Origin of the sequence: Bacillus sp. AG4(2022), assembly GCF_031844465.1 — a bacterium.
GTDB lineage: Bacteria > Bacillota > Bacilli > Bacillales > Cytobacillaceae > Bacillus_AB > Bacillus_AB infantis.
This window is the reverse complement of sequence record NZ_JAUZVH010000004.1, coordinates 362,765-378,451: the sequence shown is the minus strand read 5'-3', so window position 1 is coordinate 378,451 and position 15,687 is coordinate 362,765. Positions and strand designations below refer to the sequence as shown.

The 15,687-nt window shown below is 49.2% G+C and carries 16 protein-coding genes; all 16 read right to left on the bottom strand.

Annotated features, from left to right (window positions below; genetic code table 11):
* Positions 1 to 20: 20 nt before the first annotated feature.
* The 16 genes from nuoH to Q9R36_RS13515 all read right to left on the bottom strand — a co-directional run bounded on the left by nuoH (position 21) and on the right by Q9R36_RS13515 (position 15,650).
* On the bottom strand, positions 21 to 1,028 hold the full coding sequence (gene nuoH / locus Q9R36_RS13590) for an NADH-quinone oxidoreductase subunit NuoH (protein WP_311225317.1): 1,008 nt from the start codon (positions 1,026 to 1,028) through the stop codon (positions 21 to 23).
* Complete coding sequence (locus tag Q9R36_RS13585) at positions 1,028 to 2,128, bottom strand: NADH-quinone oxidoreductase subunit D (protein WP_129612988.1); 1,101 nt, start codon at positions 2,126 to 2,128, stop codon at positions 1,028 to 1,030. The genes nuoH and Q9R36_RS13585 overlap by 1 nt, the downstream gene beginning before the upstream one ends.
* Positions 2,129 to 2,131: 3 nt before the next feature.
* Positions 2,132 to 3,664 carry an NADH-quinone oxidoreductase subunit C gene (locus Q9R36_RS13580; protein WP_311225316.1) on the bottom strand — a complete coding sequence of 511 codons (1,533 nt, stop codon included), beginning with the start codon at positions 3,662 to 3,664 and terminating at the stop codon, positions 2,132 to 2,134.
* 4 nt (positions 3,665 to 3,668) lie between these two features.
* On the bottom strand, positions 3,669 to 4,181 hold the full coding sequence (locus Q9R36_RS13575; protein WP_022544498.1) for a NuoB/complex I 20 kDa subunit family protein: 513 nt from the start codon (positions 4,179 to 4,181) through the stop codon (positions 3,669 to 3,671).
* Positions 4,172 to 4,546, bottom strand: coding sequence for an NADH-quinone oxidoreductase subunit A (locus Q9R36_RS13570; RefSeq protein WP_022544499.1), 375 nt, complete (start codon positions 4,544 to 4,546; stop codon positions 4,172 to 4,174). The genes Q9R36_RS13575 and Q9R36_RS13570 overlap by 10 nt, the downstream gene beginning before the upstream one ends.
* Positions 4,547 to 5,600: 1,054 nt before the next feature.
* Positions 5,601 to 6,008, bottom strand: coding sequence for a F0F1 ATP synthase subunit epsilon (locus Q9R36_RS13565; RefSeq protein ID WP_009792638.1), 408 nt, complete (start codon positions 6,006 to 6,008; stop codon positions 5,601 to 5,603).
* A 22-nt stretch (positions 6,009 to 6,030) separates the two neighbouring features.
* A complete protein-coding gene (gene atpD, locus Q9R36_RS13560; RefSeq protein ID WP_129613042.1) occupies positions 6,031 to 7,452 on the bottom strand; it encodes a F0F1 ATP synthase subunit beta in 1,422 nt (473 codons plus the stop codon).
* Positions 7,453 to 7,625: 173 nt separating this feature from the next.
* Entirely contained in the window at positions 7,626 to 8,486 is an 861-nt protein-coding gene (locus tag Q9R36_RS13555) for a F0F1 ATP synthase subunit gamma (RefSeq protein ID WP_009792636.1), read from the bottom strand.
* A 155-nt stretch (positions 8,487 to 8,641) separates the two neighbouring features.
* Positions 8,642 to 10,150, bottom strand: coding sequence for a F0F1 ATP synthase subunit alpha (gene atpA / locus Q9R36_RS13550; RefSeq protein WP_129612991.1), 1,509 nt, complete (start codon positions 10,148 to 10,150; stop codon positions 8,642 to 8,644).
* Positions 10,151 to 10,174: 24 nt separating this feature from the next.
* Positions 10,175 to 10,711: a F0F1 ATP synthase subunit delta gene (locus tag Q9R36_RS13545; protein WP_009792633.1), complete on the bottom strand. Its 537-nt coding sequence runs from the start codon at positions 10,709 to 10,711 to the stop codon at positions 10,175 to 10,177.
* On the bottom strand, positions 10,708 to 11,241 hold the full coding sequence (gene atpF, locus Q9R36_RS13540; protein WP_311225315.1) for a F0F1 ATP synthase subunit B: 534 nt from the start codon (positions 11,239 to 11,241) through the stop codon (positions 10,708 to 10,710). The genes Q9R36_RS13545 and atpF overlap by 4 nt, the downstream gene beginning before the upstream one ends.
* Positions 11,242 to 11,458: 217 nt before the next feature.
* Positions 11,459 to 11,671: a F0F1 ATP synthase subunit C gene (atpE, locus tag Q9R36_RS13535; RefSeq protein WP_009792631.1), complete on the bottom strand. Its 213-nt coding sequence runs from the start codon at positions 11,669 to 11,671 to the stop codon at positions 11,459 to 11,461.
* Between the two features lie 76 nt (positions 11,672 to 11,747).
* Entirely contained in the window at positions 11,748 to 12,458 is a 711-nt protein-coding gene (gene atpB, locus Q9R36_RS13530; RefSeq protein ID WP_009792630.1) for a F0F1 ATP synthase subunit A, read from the bottom strand.
* 21 nt (positions 12,459 to 12,479) lie between these two features.
* Complete coding sequence (locus Q9R36_RS13525) at positions 12,480 to 12,854, bottom strand: ATP synthase subunit I (RefSeq protein WP_094769156.1); 375 nt, start codon at positions 12,852 to 12,854, stop codon at positions 12,480 to 12,482.
* 6 nt (positions 12,855 to 12,860) lie between these two features.
* On the bottom strand, positions 12,861 to 13,082 hold the full coding sequence (locus Q9R36_RS13520; protein WP_022544500.1) for an AtpZ/AtpI family protein: 222 nt from the start codon (positions 13,080 to 13,082) through the stop codon (positions 12,861 to 12,863).
* Positions 13,083 to 13,409: 327 nt separating this feature from the next.
* Positions 13,410 to 15,650, bottom strand: coding sequence for a S8 family serine peptidase (locus Q9R36_RS13515; RefSeq protein ID WP_311225314.1), 2,241 nt, complete (start codon positions 15,648 to 15,650; stop codon positions 13,410 to 13,412).
* Positions 15,651 to 15,687: the final 37 nt, after the last annotated feature.

Genomic DNA, 15,687 nt, shown 5'->3' with positions numbered 1-15,687 from the left:
CTCTGCACCGGGCTACAGGTTTAGAAGAATCTGATCAGCTCTTTAATGATCGCGGTCAGGAATATATTTGCCAGGGCAGCCGGCAGCAGTACCTTCCAGCCGAACTCCATCAGCTGGTCTGCACGGATGCGCGGGAAGGTGACCCTGAACCAGATGAGCAGGAAGATGACCAGGCTGAATTTAAGGGCAAACCAGACTGCACCGGGAATGAAGCCAAGGAACGGCAGCGGGAGCCACCCTCCGAGAAACAGGACAGTGGTCAGGGAAGCCATTGCGAAAAAATACACATATTCCGCCAGCATGAAGAATGCCCATCGAAACCCTGAATATTCCACATGGAATCCTGCGACCAGCTCTGATTCCGCCTCCGGGAGGTCAAATGGAGCCCGGTTCAGCTCTGCTACTGAGGCGATGATGAAGATGATGAACGCGACTGGCTGCCATATGATGAACCAGCCGTCCCGCTGAGCCTCGACTATTTCATTGAGATTAAGGCTCCCCGTCAGGAGTACGATTCCGAGCACAGACATGACGAGGGGGATTTCATAGGAAATCATCTGTGCGGCCGCCCTCATGCCGCCGAGGAGCGCGTATTTATTATTGGATGCCCATCCCCCGGCCACAATCCCTATGGTTGTCAAACCGGAAATGGCAATATAATAGAGCAGCCCGACACCGATGTCGGCGAACTGGAATTTATCCGTGAACGGGATGACCGCCAGGACCATAAAGGCCGGCGTGAAGGCAATGACCGGTGCCAGGATGAACAGCGGCCGGTCGGCCAGCTTCGGGATGGTGTCCTCTTTTATCAGCAGCTTCAGTACGTCAGCCACTGTCTGCAGCAGGCCCCACCGCCCGCCGACCTGGTTGGGCCCCTGCCTCAGCTGCATAAAGCCCATTACTTTCCGTTCTGCCAGGATGGCATAGGTGACAAAGCCGAGCACGACGAGCAGAAGAACAGCCGCGAGCGCGAAAAAGATGCCAAAGTTCAGAAGGCCGGGTTCTGAACGGAGCAGTTCATTGACCATCAGCCGTCCACCTCCCCTAGTACAATATCAATCGCTCCTAAAATAGCAATCAGATTGGCTATGTTCTCCCCCTCCAGAAGCTTCGGAAGGATTTGCAGATTATAGAAGGAAGGCCTCCTGAATTTCAGGCGGTACGGCTCCTTTTTCCCGTTGCTGGCAATATAGCAGCCGATCTCGCCGCGTGGAGATTCAATCCTTACGAAGGCTTCACCCTTCGGCGCTTTGATGATTTTCGGAACCTTTGCCATGAAGTCTCCATCCTGTGGGAATTGCTCTGCAGCCTGCTCCAGTATTTTAAGAGACTCTTCTATTTCCTCAAGCCGGCAATGATACCTGGCCCAGGCATCCCCGCCTTCCCGGACAGGCACATCAAATTGGAAGCGGTCATAGATAGAGTAAGGCTCATCTTTCCGAAGATCCCATTTAACGCCTGTACACCTTAGATTGGCGCCGCTCAGCGAGTAGCTGAGGGCCTCCTCTTTCGTGTAGGTGCCCACTCCTTTTACACGGTTCATGAAAATTTCATTTCCTGTGACAAGATCGTGATAGCCTTTCAGCTGCTCTCTCATATAAGGGACAAATTCTTTGACCTTCTCGATCCAGCCTTCCGGAGCATCCCATTTGACGCCCCCGACACGCATATAGTTAAAGGTCAGCCTGGCACCGCACAGCTCGTTCAGCATATTGATGATCATTTCCCGTTCGCGGAAAGCGTACAGGAAGGGGCTTACCGCCCCGATATCGAGCAGATAGGTTCCCCACCATACCAGATGGCTTGCAATCCTGCCGAGCTCCATCGAGATGACGCGGAGGTATTCGGCCCGCTCCGGGATTTCGATGTTCATCATCGTTTCCACTGCATGGACGATCACATAATTGTTCGTCATGGCAGCCAGATAATCCATCCTGTCTGTATAAGGGATGATTTGTGTATACTGAAGATTTTCAGCCAGCTTTTCTGTACCTCTGTGGAGGTAGCCGATGACAGGCTTTGCTTCTTTAATGATCTCGCCGTCTATTTTGAGGACGAGCCGGAAAACACCGTGTGTACTGGGGTGCTGCGGCCCGACATTCAGGAGCATTTCCTCTGTTCGCAGCATCGGCTACACCTCCACATCGTAGGGTTCATAATCTTTTCGGAGCGGATGGCCGATCCAGTCTTCCCCGAGCATGATCCGGTACAAGCCTGGATGGCCCTTGAAGCTGATGCCGAGCAGATCATATGCCTCGCATTCCGGCCAATTGGCCCCTGCCCATAAAGGCGCCAGCGATTCTATGACAGGGTCTGAACGGTCTATCTTTGTCTTCAATGCCACCGTCTGGCGGTTTTTATAAGAATACAAATGCACATAGACCTCCATATGGGTTTCAAAGTCAGTACCATGCAGCTCGGACAGATAGTCAAAGCCCAGCTGCTCGTTATAGCGCAGGAACTCTGCAATCCTGAAATATGTATCCTGCCTTGCGACAAGAGTTGGAACATCTTTTGAAAGCCTATTAATATAGGATTCTTCCAATACATCCCCACCGAGATGTTCTTCAATTACCTTTGTGTACAGATCAAGGAAAGGCTGATTTGCAGAAGGCTGCTGTTCTGCTTCAGGCTCTGCGGCCGGCTTTGTGCCTGCTGCCGCCCTTGCTTTGGCGGCGGCTGCGGCTTTTGCCTTTGCTGCTGCAATTGCTTTTGCTTTTTCATCATCACCGCCGGCTCCTGATGCTTTTGCGGCAGCTGCAGCTTTCGCTTTTGCTGCTGCTGCCGCTTTCGCCTTGGCGGCTGCAATAGCTTTAGCCTTTTCGTCATCTCCGCCTGACTCCCCGGCTTGCTTTGCCATAGCAGCCGCTTTTGCCTTTGCCGCGGCGGCTGCCTTGGCTTTTGCAGCGGCTGCGGCTTTTTTCTTGGCAAGATCCTCGTCCCCTGCTGCTTCCCCTCCTGATTCCTGTTCCTTTGCTTTCATTTTGGCGAGGGCTGCGGCCTTTGCTTTGGCTGCTGCGGCGGCTTTCTTTTTCGCTAGGTCATCTTCTGCTAACTCTGCAGGGATGCCCTCTGCCTTGGCTGCCAGTTCTTTTGCTTTCATTTTTGCAAGGGCTGCGGCCTTTGCTTTGGCTGCTGCGGCGGCTTTCTTTTTGGCAAGATCATCTTCCGGCTCATCTGGAGCAGAGGCCTCTGTCTGAGCTTCCTGTTCCTTGGCTTTCTTTTTAGCAAGGGCTGCGGCCTTCGCTTTGGCTGCTGCGGCTGCCTTATTCTTTGCCAGGTCATCTTCTTGAGGTTCTTCTGGAGTTGGGGTCTCTGTATCGGCTTCCTGTTCCTTGGCTTTCTTTTTTGCAAGGGCTGCGGCCTTCGCTTTGGCTGCTGCGGCTGCCTTTTTCTTCGCCAGGTCATCATCTTGAGGTTCTTCTGGAGTTGGGGTCTCTGTATCGGCTTCCTGTTCCTTGGCTTTTCTTTTCGCTAAAGCTGCGGCTTTTGCCTCGGCTGCTGCGGCGGCTTTTTTCTTCGCCAGGTCTTCCTCTTGATTTGAAGCTTCTTTTAGTTCAGCCTGTTCAGCTGCCCGCTTTTCTTCAAGCCGCTTTTTGGCGATTGCTTTGGCCTTTTCTGCTGCCTCTTTCTTCAGCTGCTCTTTATCCTTTCCATCGCCCATAAGCCTAGATCACCCGCTTCCCGGTCTTTGCTTCATATCGGATTTTTTCCTTAAGCTTGTTGATTCCGTAAATCAGGGCTGCCGGATTTGGCGGACAGCCTGGTATGTATACATCCACCGGGACGATCTGGTCGACGCCTTTTACAACCGAATAGGATTTTACATAAGGTCCTCCTGCCGTTGCACACGAACCCATGGCAATGACCCATTTAGGCTCGGGCATTTGATCATACAGGCGGCGGACGATCGGAGCCATCTTCTTTGTTACAGTACCGGAAACAATCATGACGTCCGATTGGCGCGGGGAGGTACGGAAAAATGATCCGAACCGGTCAAGGTCATAGTGGGAGGAACCCACCCCCATCATTTCGATTGCACAGCAGGCAAGCCCGAAGGTCATTGGCCATAAAGAGTTGCTTCTGGCCCAGGCTTTGATTTGTTCAAGAGTGGCCATAAATACGTTTCGCTGCAGTTCCTGCATTTCTTCCGGTGTGATATTTTCAAGCTTCAAGTCCATTTGAGCACCTTCTTCTTCCATGCATAAATTAGTCCGATGACCAGCATGATGGTAAAAATGAGCATTTCAATCAGGGCAAATATTCCGAGTTTTTCATAGGCGACGGCCCAGGGGTATAAAAATACGGTTTCAACATCGAAGATGACAAACATGAGGGCAAAAATATAATAGCGGACATTGAACTGCACCCTTGAATCATGGAATGGTTCAATTCCGCTTTCATATGTGGTGTACTTTGCTTCTGACGGCTTGCTGGGGCGAAGGAGCTTTCCCATGAATAATGCGACCACTGGAAGCAAGACACCTAGACATAGAAATACGAAGACAATCAGATAGTTATTTTGGTATAAGTTCAGCAAATCCATGTCTTTTCCTCCCGAAACATATGAATTTTCAAAACTTTTAGAAATGTAATCGTTATCATTATAGCATCGTTGGTTTTTACTGTCGATAAAGCTTATGTATTATTTGGAAATATTAAGGCCCTTGTACATTTTACGCAGAATCGTTGGAGTTATGACCTAAGTTTTTGTGATATAGGGACTGATGGTTAGTAAAATAATAAAAATGGTTGTGGGTTAATTCTTAAGAAGAGTGGGTTTATGTTGGTAATGGGGCTGTTGATTTCCGTTGCAGGCACTTCGCTTTCCGTGGGGCGGCGCTGAGCCTCCTCACGCTTGCGCGTTGCGGGGTCTCAGCTCTGCCGCTATCTCCCACAGGAGTCTTCGTGCCTTCCACTGCAATCAACAGGGTTTTTTAATTTTAATGGATTTATGAAAAGATCACTGAGGAGCTACAACTATTTACTTACAAAACTCCGGCAGGCACTTAAGATAAGGGTATAAACAATTTATGTCCTTGGTTTTCTATTGGTATGGGGCTGCTGATTTCCGTTGCAGGCACTTCGCTTTCCGTGGGGCGGCGCTGAGCCTCCTCACGCTTGCGCGTTGCGGGGTCTCAGCTCTGCCGCTATCTCCCACAGGAGTCTTCGTGCCTTTCACTGCAATCAACAGGGTTTTTTATGATCTTTATGGATTCTTGACGAAAAAATAAACGGAGAAAATCCCTCTATTTTAAAAAATTCTCTAAAAATAGCTAAAATAAAGGGAGAAATTCCGGCTATCGACTCAAAAAACAGGTTAATGGGCAACTTCAGTCTTATTAACTGGAATTTCTCCGCTTATTTACACCCGACCGAGCCATGTTCAGCTGCATAACCGGAAAATCTCCGCTTATTTTTAAGCTTGGTGTCGCTTACTCAAGTAAGGATAAGACTTCCTTTTTTTTTAAAACCATTCTTTCACTATCCTGCCGCAAAGAATAAGACTTCTTCATCCGATACCCAAAAATGCAATTTACTCCTTGTTATCATTAAAAGCAACCAACAAAAAACCCCCGGCATTTACCGGAGGTTTTTAATTATATTCTTCTTTCAGCAACTGAAATACGGTTGACTGCCCTTTGGAGGGCTAGTTCGGCCCGTTTGGCGTCGATGTTGTCACGCTTTTGATCGGCGAGGCGCTGTTCGGCGCGCTGTTTGGCGCTTTTGGCACGCTCGATGTCAATTCCTTCTGATTGCTCAGCGGATTGCGCTAGGATCGTTACTTGATCCGGACGGACTTCGATGAAGCCGCCATTGACTGCCAAGAGTTCAGTATTTCCGCCATTCTTCAGGCGGACGGCTCCAATTTGCAGCGGTGCGACCATTGGAATATGTCCAGGCAGGATGCCAAGCTCGCCGCTTTGAGCTTTGGTGCTGACCATGTCCACATCTGATTCGTACACCGGGCCATCGGGAGTAACAACACTGACTTTGATCGTCTTCATTTTTTACCCTCCTGGTCCGAAATTAGACCTCTACGCCCATGCTTTTCGCATTTTCAAGCACGTCTTCGATCGTTCCGACAAGGCGGAAAGCATCTTCTGGAAGATGGTCGTATTTGCCTTCAAGAATTTCTTTGAAGCCTTTAACAGTTTCTTTAACCGGAACGTAAGAACCTTTCTGGCCAGTGAACTGCTCGGCAACGTGGAAGTTCTGTGATAGATAGAACTGGATACGGCGTGCACGGTGTACAACAAGCTTGTCTTCGTCAGAAAGCTCATCCATACCGAGGATCGCGATGATATCCTGAAGTTCTCTGTAACGCTGAAGCGTTGATTGAACCTGGCGCGCTACTGAGTAGTGCTCTTCTCCGACGATTTCCGGTGACAGGGCACGGGAAGTTGAAGCAAGAGGATCCACCGCAGGGTAGATACCCATCTCAGAAAGCTTACGCTCAAGGTTAGTCGTTGCATCCAAGTGAGCGAAAGTTGTTGCAGGAGCCGGATCCGTATAGTCATCGGCTGGTACATAGATTGCCTGGATGGAAGTAACAGAACCTACGTTAGTAGATGTGATACGTTCCTGAAGGCGTCCCATTTCTGTTGCCAGAGTAGGCTGGTAACCTACCGCTGAAGGCATACGGCCTAACAGGGCGGAAACCTCAGAACCTGCCTGTGTGAAACGGAAGATGTTATCCATGAAGAAAAGAACGTCCTGTCCTTGGTCATCACGGAAGAATTCAGCCATTGTCAAACCTGTCAGGGCAACACGCATACGTGCTCCAGGCGGCTCGTTCATCTGGCCGAATACCATCGCCGTCTTCTTGATTACGCCTGAGTCGGTCATCTCGTGGTAAAGGTCATTACCTTCACGTGTACGCTCGCCGACACCGGCGAATACGGAGATACCGCCGTGCTCTTGGGCGATGTTGTTGATCAATTCCTGGATTAGAACGGTTTTACCTACACCGGCACCACCGAATAGACCGATTTTACCACCTTTGATATAAGGTGCAAGAAGGTCTACTACTTTAATTCCAGTTTCAAGGATTTCAACCTCAGTTGAAAGCTGCTCGAATTTAGGTGCTTCCCTGTGGATGGAGTCGCGACGGATGCCGGCTTCAAGTGCCGGATCAAGGTCGATTGTTTCACCAAGAACGTTGAATACACGTCCAAGAGTGATATCCCCAACTGGTACAGAGATAGGTGCACCAGTATCAATAACTTCAGCACCACGGGTTAAACCGTCAGTAGAAGCCATGGCAATAGTACGAACTGTATCATCACCTAAGTGAAGGGCAACTTCAAGGGTTAAGCTGATTGCAACTTCAGATTCGTTACGCGCAGGGACTGAGATTGTTAATGCATTGTAGATTTGCGGAAGCTCGCCGCTGTCAAACTTTACGTCAACAACCGGACCCATGATTTGAAGAACGCGTCCTTTGTTCATCATTTTCCCTCCTAATATTTCAATTCAATAGAGGATTGCGCCTGGCATGATATCAGTCGGGCATCTCTATCTTGCTTTGCCTGGCCTGTGCTGTAAGATGCAGATGCTTTGGCGCCATCAGCAGTGAAGGCACCTAAGCAGCAGCTTCTATCAGCGTCCAGGACTGGCATTTATTATTCCAGCGCTGCTGCGCCGCCGACGATTTCGGTAATTTCCTGGGTAATGGCCGCCTGACGCGCACGGTTGTAGCTTAGGCTAAGCGAATTGATAAGCTCTTTCGCATTATCCGTCGCACTCTGCATCGCTGTCATACGGGCCGCGTGCTCACTGGCCTTGCTGTCCAGCAGCGCGCCATAGATCAGGCTTTCTGCATATTGAGGAAGAAGGACTTCCAGAATATCTTCTGCAGAAGGCTCGAATTCATAGGATGTAAGCTTGCCGCCGGAAGAAGAGATATCCGTCAGCGGAAGAAGCTTCTTCTCTGTTACATCCTGCTGAATTGCACTGACATAGTGGCTGTAGTAGATATATAGTTCATCAAATGTTTCGTCTGAAAACATGCCGACTGTTTTGCTGGCAATATCTTTGATCTCCGCAAAAGCAGGCTGGTCCGCAACTGCCACGATATCCAGGATGACGTTCATGCCGCGCTTCCTGAAGAAATCGCGCCCAATGCGGCCGATGGCGATGATTGCATACTCATCACTTGATTTATGGCGTTTTTGGATGGTCTGGTATACAGTCCGCAAAATATTGCTGTTGTATGCCCCGGCCAATCCGCGGTCGGAAGTGATGACTAGGTATCCTGTCTTTTTAACGGGACGGGATGTCAGCATCGGATGCGATACATCGGTGCTTCCCAGTGCGATGCTGGCAGTAACTTCCTGAATTTTTTCCATGTAGGGAACGAATGACTTAGCATTCATTTCTGCACGGTTCATTTTCGCCGCAGATACCATTTGCATGGCCTTTGTGATTTGGCTCGTCTTCTTTGTAGAAGTGATCCTATTTTTTATATCGCGCAATGATGCCACAGGTTCTCACCACCCTTTTCAAAGAATGTCAGGCTGAGAGCCTGCCCGTTTTGGGGCAGCCCCGCCAGCCCTTCTATTGTCAGACCTTTAACAGCGATATCCATCCTCAAGGGAAAAAGCCTGAATCAGGCTTTTTCTGCTTGGGACTTGCGCTATTACTCGGTTACTGCGAAAGTCTTTTTGAAGCTGTTGATCGCAGAAGCCATATCATCGTCAGCAGGAAGCTCTTTCGTTGTAGCGATATGGTCTAACAAATCTTTCTTGTTATGGTCAAGCCATGTAAGGAATTCAGCTTCGAAACGGCGGATGTCCTGGACAGGGATATCGTCTAGGAAGCCGCGAGTCAATGCATACAGGATAGCTACCTGCTTTTCAACCTTAAGCGGCTTGTTAAGATCCTGCTTCAGTACCTCAACTGTACGGGCACCGCGGTTAAGCTTCGCTTGTGTTGCTTTATCAAGGTCAGATCCGAACTGGGCAAATGCTTCAAGCTCACGGTATGATGCAAGGTCCAGACGCAGTGTACCGGATACCTTTTTCATGGCTTTGATCTGTGCAGATCCGCCGACGCGTGATACAGAAAGACCAGCGTTGATCGCAGGGCGTACGCCTGAGAAGAACAGGTCAGACTGAAGGAAGATTTGTCCATCCGTGATGGAGATTACGTTTGTTGGAATGTATGCTGATACATCCCCTGCCTGTGTTTCAATGAAAGGAAGTGCAGTGATGGAACCTGCTCCCTTCGCATCGCTCAGCTTTGCAGCACGCTCAAGCAGGCGGCTGTGCAGGTAGAATACATCCCCTGGATATGCTTCACGTCCTGGAGGACGGCGCAATAATAGTGAAAGCTCACGGTAAGCAGCTGCTTGTTTTGTAAGGTCATCGTACACAACAAGAACGTGCTTGCCGTTGTACATGAATTCTTCACCAAATGTTACACCTGCATAAGGAGCAAGGAACAATAATGGAGCAGGCTGTGATGCAGAAGCTGTTACAACGATTGTGTACTCTAATGCACCTGTCTTGCGGAGCGTTTCTACCGCATTACGTACAGTAGATTCTTTTTGTCCGATAGCTACATAGATACATACCATATCCTGATCCTTCTGGTTCAGGATTGTATCGATGGCTACAGAAGTTTTACCAGTCTGGCGGTCACCGATGATAAGCTCACGCTGTCCGCGTCCGATTGGCACAAGGGCGTCGATCGCTTTGATACCAGTCTGCAGCGGCTCATGAACAGATTTACGGTCCATAACGCCTGGTGCAGGGCTTTCGATCGGACGTGTTTTTGTTGTGTTGATTGGCCCCATGCCATCAACAGGCTGTCCAAGCGGGTTGACTACGCGCCCGATCAGCTCAGGCCCGACAGGAACCTCCATGATGCGGCCCGTACGGCGGACCTCATCTCCCTCACGGATTTCAGTATATGGGCCAAGGATGATAATACCGACGTTATTTTCTTCAAGGTTTTGTGCCATACCCATAACGCCGTTTGAAAATTCAACAAGTTCTCCAGCCATGACATTGTCGAGGCCATGAGCACGGGCGATACCGTCACCGATCTGGATAACTGTACCTACATCACTCACTTGAATTTCCGACTGATAGTTTTCGATCTGCTTTTTTATCAGCGCACTGATTTCTTCAGCTTTGATGCTCATGAGTTTCACCCCTATCTATAAATCTTAGCTTAATAATTGACGTTCCAGGCGTTCCAGCTTGCCGCGCATGCTGCCGTCGAAAATCCTGTTTCCGATGCGGAGCTTGATGCCGCCGAGCAGGCCCGGGTCCACGATATTCTCGATGCGGAGGGACGTTTTTCCGACCCTTGATGCAAATGCAGCAGATAGCTCGCTGCTCTCAGCCTCTGTCAGCGGACGGACTGAGTAGACCTTTGCTTCCGCAATGCCCCTTGCGTCATTCGCAAGGCTGATGAACTCCTCCGCAAGATCAGAGAACTGATCTTCACGGTGGCGGTCAATCAATAGCATAAGTGTATTAAGTACTAAAGGATTAACAGACGCGAAGGCAGTTTTGATGATCCCTTTCTTCTCATCATTCTCGAGTTTCGGGGATTTCAGGACTGCATCCAGGCCCTTATTATTGTTTACGACATCTTTGACGATGCGAAGGTCTTCTTCCATTTGGCCAAGAAGCTGATGTTCATTCGCAAGCTGGAACAGAGCCAACGCATAGCGCTTCGCTACTGTAGAGCCGCTCATCGGTTTTCTCCTGCCTCTTGAATGTATTCATTGATCAGCTTTTCCTGGTCTGCTGCACTCAGTTCCTTCTCAATAACCTTGGAAGCAATAAGGACAGACAGTGAAGCAACCTGCTCGCGGATTGCGGCAACTGCTTTTTCTTTCTGCTGCTCAATTTCAAGCTTCGCTGATTCTTTCACGCGCTCGGCTTCAGCACGGGCTGCGGCGATGATTTCCTCGCGCTGCACGTCGCCTTGCTTCTTCGCACCTTCGATCAGGTTCTGAGCGTCTGTGCGTGCTTCCTTCAGAAGGCTTCTCTGCTCTTCCAGAAGCTTATTTGCTTCAACACGGCTTTGTTCAGCCGCGCCGATTTCATTGGCAATATGCTCTTCACGCTGTTTCATGATGCCCATTAAAGGACCCCATGCAAATTTCTTGAGCAATGCCAACAAAATGATAAACATAGCCAGCTGGAATAAGATATCCCCGCCGTTGAATGCTGTATGTGCTGCGCCTTCTGCAGCGCCTAATACTAAATTGCTTGCTAACACCCTCGATTCACTCCCTTCAAGAGTCTTCCACTTTCCCTATCAACAAGTTAACGAATTTCATCATATGAATTCGGTTCTTTCAGATTCAAAAAGCCAGTTTGCATCCGCCTGCACAGGCTAAGCGGACCTCCAAGATTAAGGCGCATCCGCACCTGGGCATAAAGGAATGGCGAAGGGTCACATCCATGATCTTCGCCATTATGTGTACTGCTTATAATTATTGACCAATAACCATGAACGCGATAACAACTGCGATGATCGGCACGGCCTCAACTAACGCTACCCCGATGAACATAGTTGTTTGAAGCATTCCGCGAGCTTCCGGCTGACGGGCAATCCCCTCAACTGTACGTGATACGATAAGACCGTTACCAATACCGGCACCTAGTGCTGCCAAACCAATTGCAATTGCTGCTGCTAAAAGACCCATTATAAATTTCCTCCTTAGGATTGTATAAAATAATATAGTGTTTGAATGTTTTGTTCATAGAATGAACAGGTATATATTAATGGTCAGAGCTCACTTTATGGGAGAGATAAACCATTGTTAACATACAGAAAATAAATGCCTGGATCGCGCCGACAAATATTGAGAACCCTTGCCATGCAAGCATTGGTACAATCGCGGCCAGATGTCCGACCCACCCTGTTGCCAGGCTTCCGGCAATCAGTGTCAGCAGGATTTCACCCGCATAGATGTTACCATAAAGACGAAGGCCGAGTGTAAGCGTGTTGGCAAACTCCTCGATGATCTTGATCGGGAACATGAACCAGAATGGACGGAAAAATTCTTTTCCGTATTCCCCTACTCCCCGAAGCTTTACACCGTAATAGTGCGACAATCCAACCACCATAACTGCCAAAGTCAGCGTTACGGCAGGGTCTGCTGTAGGCGATTTCCACCATAATTGGTCATTGATGACCACGGAGAACGGAAGCCCAAGCATATTTGAAACAAAAACATACATAATAATGGTGATTCCAAGGATATGGAATCTTCCGCCATCTTTCCAGTCCATCGTACTGTTGATGATGTTTTTTACAAAATCCATGACCCATTCGAAAAAGTTCTGCATTCCGGTTGGTTTCATGGCGAGCGTACGAGTGGAAAGAACAGCGATGATGAAAACAATGGCACTGGCAACTGTAATCATCAACATGTTTGCCAAGTTGAAGTTCAAACCAAGAAATTCAACTATAGGTGCTTCATGATGCACAGTATTCACCTCTCTTCCCGGCTATTTACGTAAAACAAAAAGTTGAAGAAAATAATCTATCATAATGACAATATATGATGTCATTAATCCCAGAACTACGCTGATCAGGTGCACCTCATCCGGGTACTTCATGCTGATCATGACGGCAAGCACTGCCGTCGCCATCCTCGACAGCATCCCGAGAGACCGCATCCTTTGGCCATTCGCTGCCGCTTCCCCAAGCTGGTCCGTCTTCCTTACCATCAGCCATAAATTGAACAGGCTCAGGCTTGTCCCCACTATCAGCCCCATAAAAATAGATTGATAAGAGGTGAACCCCCAGCCGAGAACATAGACTGACAGCAGTAGGAATATGTATTTGCGCTGCCGTATAAACATTGTTTTGAGGTCTGGCATAGGCTGTTAGTCTCCTGTAAAGAAACGTCTGACCAGGTGAAGCATGGCATAAGTCCCTGCGGCCAATCCTATAAGCAATCCGACTATCAGGAATAACGGCTCGGTTCCAATCACATCATCAAGCCATCTTCCAAGGAAGATGCCGATCAGGACGGAGCCTACTAATTGGGAAAGGATGGCGGACATTAAAGCCATGGCTTGAAACGGGTGGCGGTCTTTTCGACGCATGATAACGCATCCTCCACACTGGAAATGTATTCCTTTGACGTATTTATGTCTTTAGAATGCAGGGTTTCCTGCTAGTGAAAAGAGAATGGTGTTTGAATTGAGGTAAGTGTTTTCATTGTTGATATCATGCAGATTGCGGTTATTTTCTTCCGCATGAAATCTGTGAAAACCCTATCATTTTATACCCTTTGTAAGCATACAATAGGCATCTGTCAATGTCAATGCATTCGGAGTGAAAAAGTTCACAAACTCCAGTAACGGAAAAGTCTTTGTTCACACTATTTTCGAATTTTTTTTCGAATAATAACTTGCAATTGGAGCGAGGTATTATCTCGCTCCAATCGCACCCTCTTCCTCTTCTTTTCTTACCTCCAGATAGGCCTCAATCATATCCTGCCTGCCGGCTTTCCTTGCAAAGACCTGAGCAATGTAGACGCCGTCCGGAGGCAGATCATCGTTTGCTAATTCCTTGCGGATCTGGCCTTTGCCTGCTCCCCTCTTCCAGTCAAGGAACTGGACGAACCGGAGTGTATCAGGATCAAACAGCGCAATACCGAATTCTTCCGCTCCCCCGGGAAGGTAGACTTCATAGCGATAGCTCCCTCCATTGTCTCCCCTGCCAAAATCGAACCCCATGACACGCGGGTAATCCGGCTCTTCGAGGACATACAAATACGGGATGCCGACTTTCCTGCCTCCAGCGTTCAGGACAAGCCGCCCATCATGAATTTTCTGTTTGAATTCTTCCGGGTCTATTCTCATCTTGATAGCGACCTTCTTTTTCCCGCCGGGTTCAAGGCGAAAGGCGAGCGGCATCTCCCATTCAATCCCGCTTATGTTAGCAGGTACTGTGAATGAATACGATTCTGTTCGGCTGCCTGTATTTTTAACAGTCAGATACCGGACATGCTCATTCTCACGCCCGGCTATCTTGAACTTGCCAAACTGAAGTGAAGCCGGCGTCACTAAGGCAGGAGCCTTCACCGCATCTTCGACCTGGATTCGGCCTGCCCCCTGTTCATAGGTCCTGTACAGCATGCCTTCTTCATTATAAAGAGGCAGAGCCGTATTCATGAGCGATGCTTTGATTTCTTCCGGACTCCAATCAGGATGGGCCTGCTTAATCAGTGCACAGGCACCTGCAACATGGGGGGAAGCCATACTCGTTCCCTGCAATGGCAAATAACCCCCGGGAACCGTACTGCTGATAGCCACACCCGGGGCAAGTACATCCGGCTTGATTTCCCAAGTATCGGTCACAGGTCCGCGTGAGCTGAAATCGGCAAGAATATCCTTTTCTTCTATTATATATGTCCGGGCCAGCACCGTTTCTTCCTGCAGGCGCTTCTTCAGCTGGTCCCCATCCTGCTTAGAGAGCGACACAACCGGAAGGCCGGCATCCTCCTCAAGATTGCCTGCAAAGCTTCCGTCTGTATTATTGTAGATAATGACTGCGATCGCGCCTGCCTGCCTTGCATTTTTGGCTTTTTGTGAAAAAGTAAGGCCACCCCTCTGAATGAGGGCAATCTTCCCTTTTATCCTCTTAAGCTCTTCAGGATTTCCAAGCCCGCCTAACGCCAGCTCATAGGAGCGGTCTAAATTCCAGAGAGAAGAGCCTTGAAGGGGATTCAGTTTGACTTTCTTTCCGCTGCCGAAATCAAGATAGGGAATCTGCAGCATTGGCGTAGAGGCGCCGACGGATATCGCTTTCGAAGCAGTACCCGGCGAGCCGACTGTCCAGGTATTCGGTCCTGAGTTTCCAGACGAAGTGACAGCGGTAATGCCCTTATCGACTGCCTTATTGAGGGCCAGGCTAATGGGCAGGTCCGGGCCATTGACACTATTGCCGAGCGATAGATTCAGGATGTCGACCTTATCCTTGATGGCCTGTTCAATGGCTGCAATCACCTGCTCTGTTGTACCCGCACCGCCTGGACCGAGCGCACGGTAGGCAATGATCTTTGCATCTGGCGCCACTCCCCTCATTTTGCCATTGGCTGCAATCACTCCTGCTACATGGGTGCCGTGAAAAGTATCCTCTCCTGCCGTCCTCACCGTTTCCATCGGATCATCATCCTGGTCCACCAGGTCACGCCCTCCGGCGTAATTCCTCCGCAGGTCCGGATGATTATAATCAATTCCCGTATCAATCACACCGATTGTAACACCCTTCCCCGACAGCCGCTCCCCCTTTTCATCAAAAAGCCCCCTGACTGTATGACTCCCAATCAGGCTGATGCCATCCTCACTTTCTGCCTGATAAGAGACCGCCTGGGATATGGTTAGGACTTCCTCTTCTTTGGCAAGCCGGTCCAGCGATTTGACCGGACCCTTTACTGAAAAACCGTTCAATGCCTCCTGGAAACTTTGCCTAAGAATTAAATCCGGGTACTGCCGGAGAAGGATATTCCGATCCTGTTCGGTTTGCCCTTCTTTCATCAGGACAATTGCCACACGCTCTGCATCCTCCGGTTCAGCCGGAAGCGGAGGGATTTGTAATGTCCTTGCATTCACATGAGGACTGAGCATAAGCGCAAACAGACTGATGATGAGGAAGATTTTTTTCATGGGAGGCTCCTTTCGGCATTTTTCCTTAGGGTTTGTC

What these genes read in the sequence shown, in the direction of transcription:
- nuoH (WP_311225317.1), bottom strand. Translation starts at nt 1,028, where the DNA reads ATGGTCAATGAACTGCTCCGTTCAGAACCCGGCCTTCTGAACTTTGGC.
- Q9R36_RS13585 (WP_129612988.1), bottom strand. Translation starts at nt 2,128, where the DNA reads ATGCTGCGAACAGAGGAAATGCTCCTGAATGTCGGGCCGCAGCACCCC.
- Q9R36_RS13580 (WP_311225316.1), bottom strand. Translation starts at nt 3,664, where the DNA reads ATGGGCGATGGAAAGGATAAAGAGCAGCTGAAGAAAGAGGCAGCAGAA.
- Q9R36_RS13575 (WP_022544498.1), bottom strand. Translation starts at nt 4,181, where the DNA reads ATGGACTTGAAGCTTGAAAATATCACACCGGAAGAAATGCAGGAACTG.
- Q9R36_RS13570 (WP_022544499.1), bottom strand. Translation starts at nt 4,546, where the DNA reads ATGGATTTGCTGAACTTATACCAAAATAACTATCTGATTGTCTTCGTA.
- Q9R36_RS13565 (WP_009792638.1), bottom strand. Translation starts at nt 6,008, where the DNA reads ATGAAGACGATCAAAGTCAGTGTTGTTACTCCCGATGGCCCGGTGTAC.
- atpD (WP_129613042.1), bottom strand. Translation starts at nt 7,452, where the DNA reads ATGAACAAAGGACGCGTTCTTCAAATCATGGGTCCGGTTGTTGACGTA.
- atpA (WP_129612991.1), bottom strand. Translation starts at nt 10,150, where the DNA reads ATGAGCATCAAAGCTGAAGAAATCAGTGCGCTGATAAAAAAGCAGATC.
- Q9R36_RS13545 (WP_009792633.1), bottom strand. Translation starts at nt 10,711, where the DNA reads ATGAGCGGCTCTACAGTAGCGAAGCGCTATGCGTTGGCTCTGTTCCAG.
- atpE (WP_009792631.1), bottom strand. Translation starts at nt 11,671, where the DNA reads ATGGGTCTTTTAGCAGCAGCAATTGCAATTGGTTTGGCAGCACTAGGT.
- Q9R36_RS13525 (WP_094769156.1), bottom strand. Translation starts at nt 12,854, where the DNA reads ATGCCAGACCTCAAAACAATGTTTATACGGCAGCGCAAATACATATTC.
- Q9R36_RS13520 (WP_022544500.1), bottom strand. Translation starts at nt 13,082, where the DNA reads ATGCGTCGAAAAGACCGCCACCCGTTTCAAGCCATGGCTTTAATGTCC.
- Q9R36_RS13515 (WP_311225314.1), bottom strand. Translation starts at nt 15,650, where the DNA reads ATGAAAAAAATCTTCCTCATCATCAGTCTGTTTGCGCTTATGCTCAGT.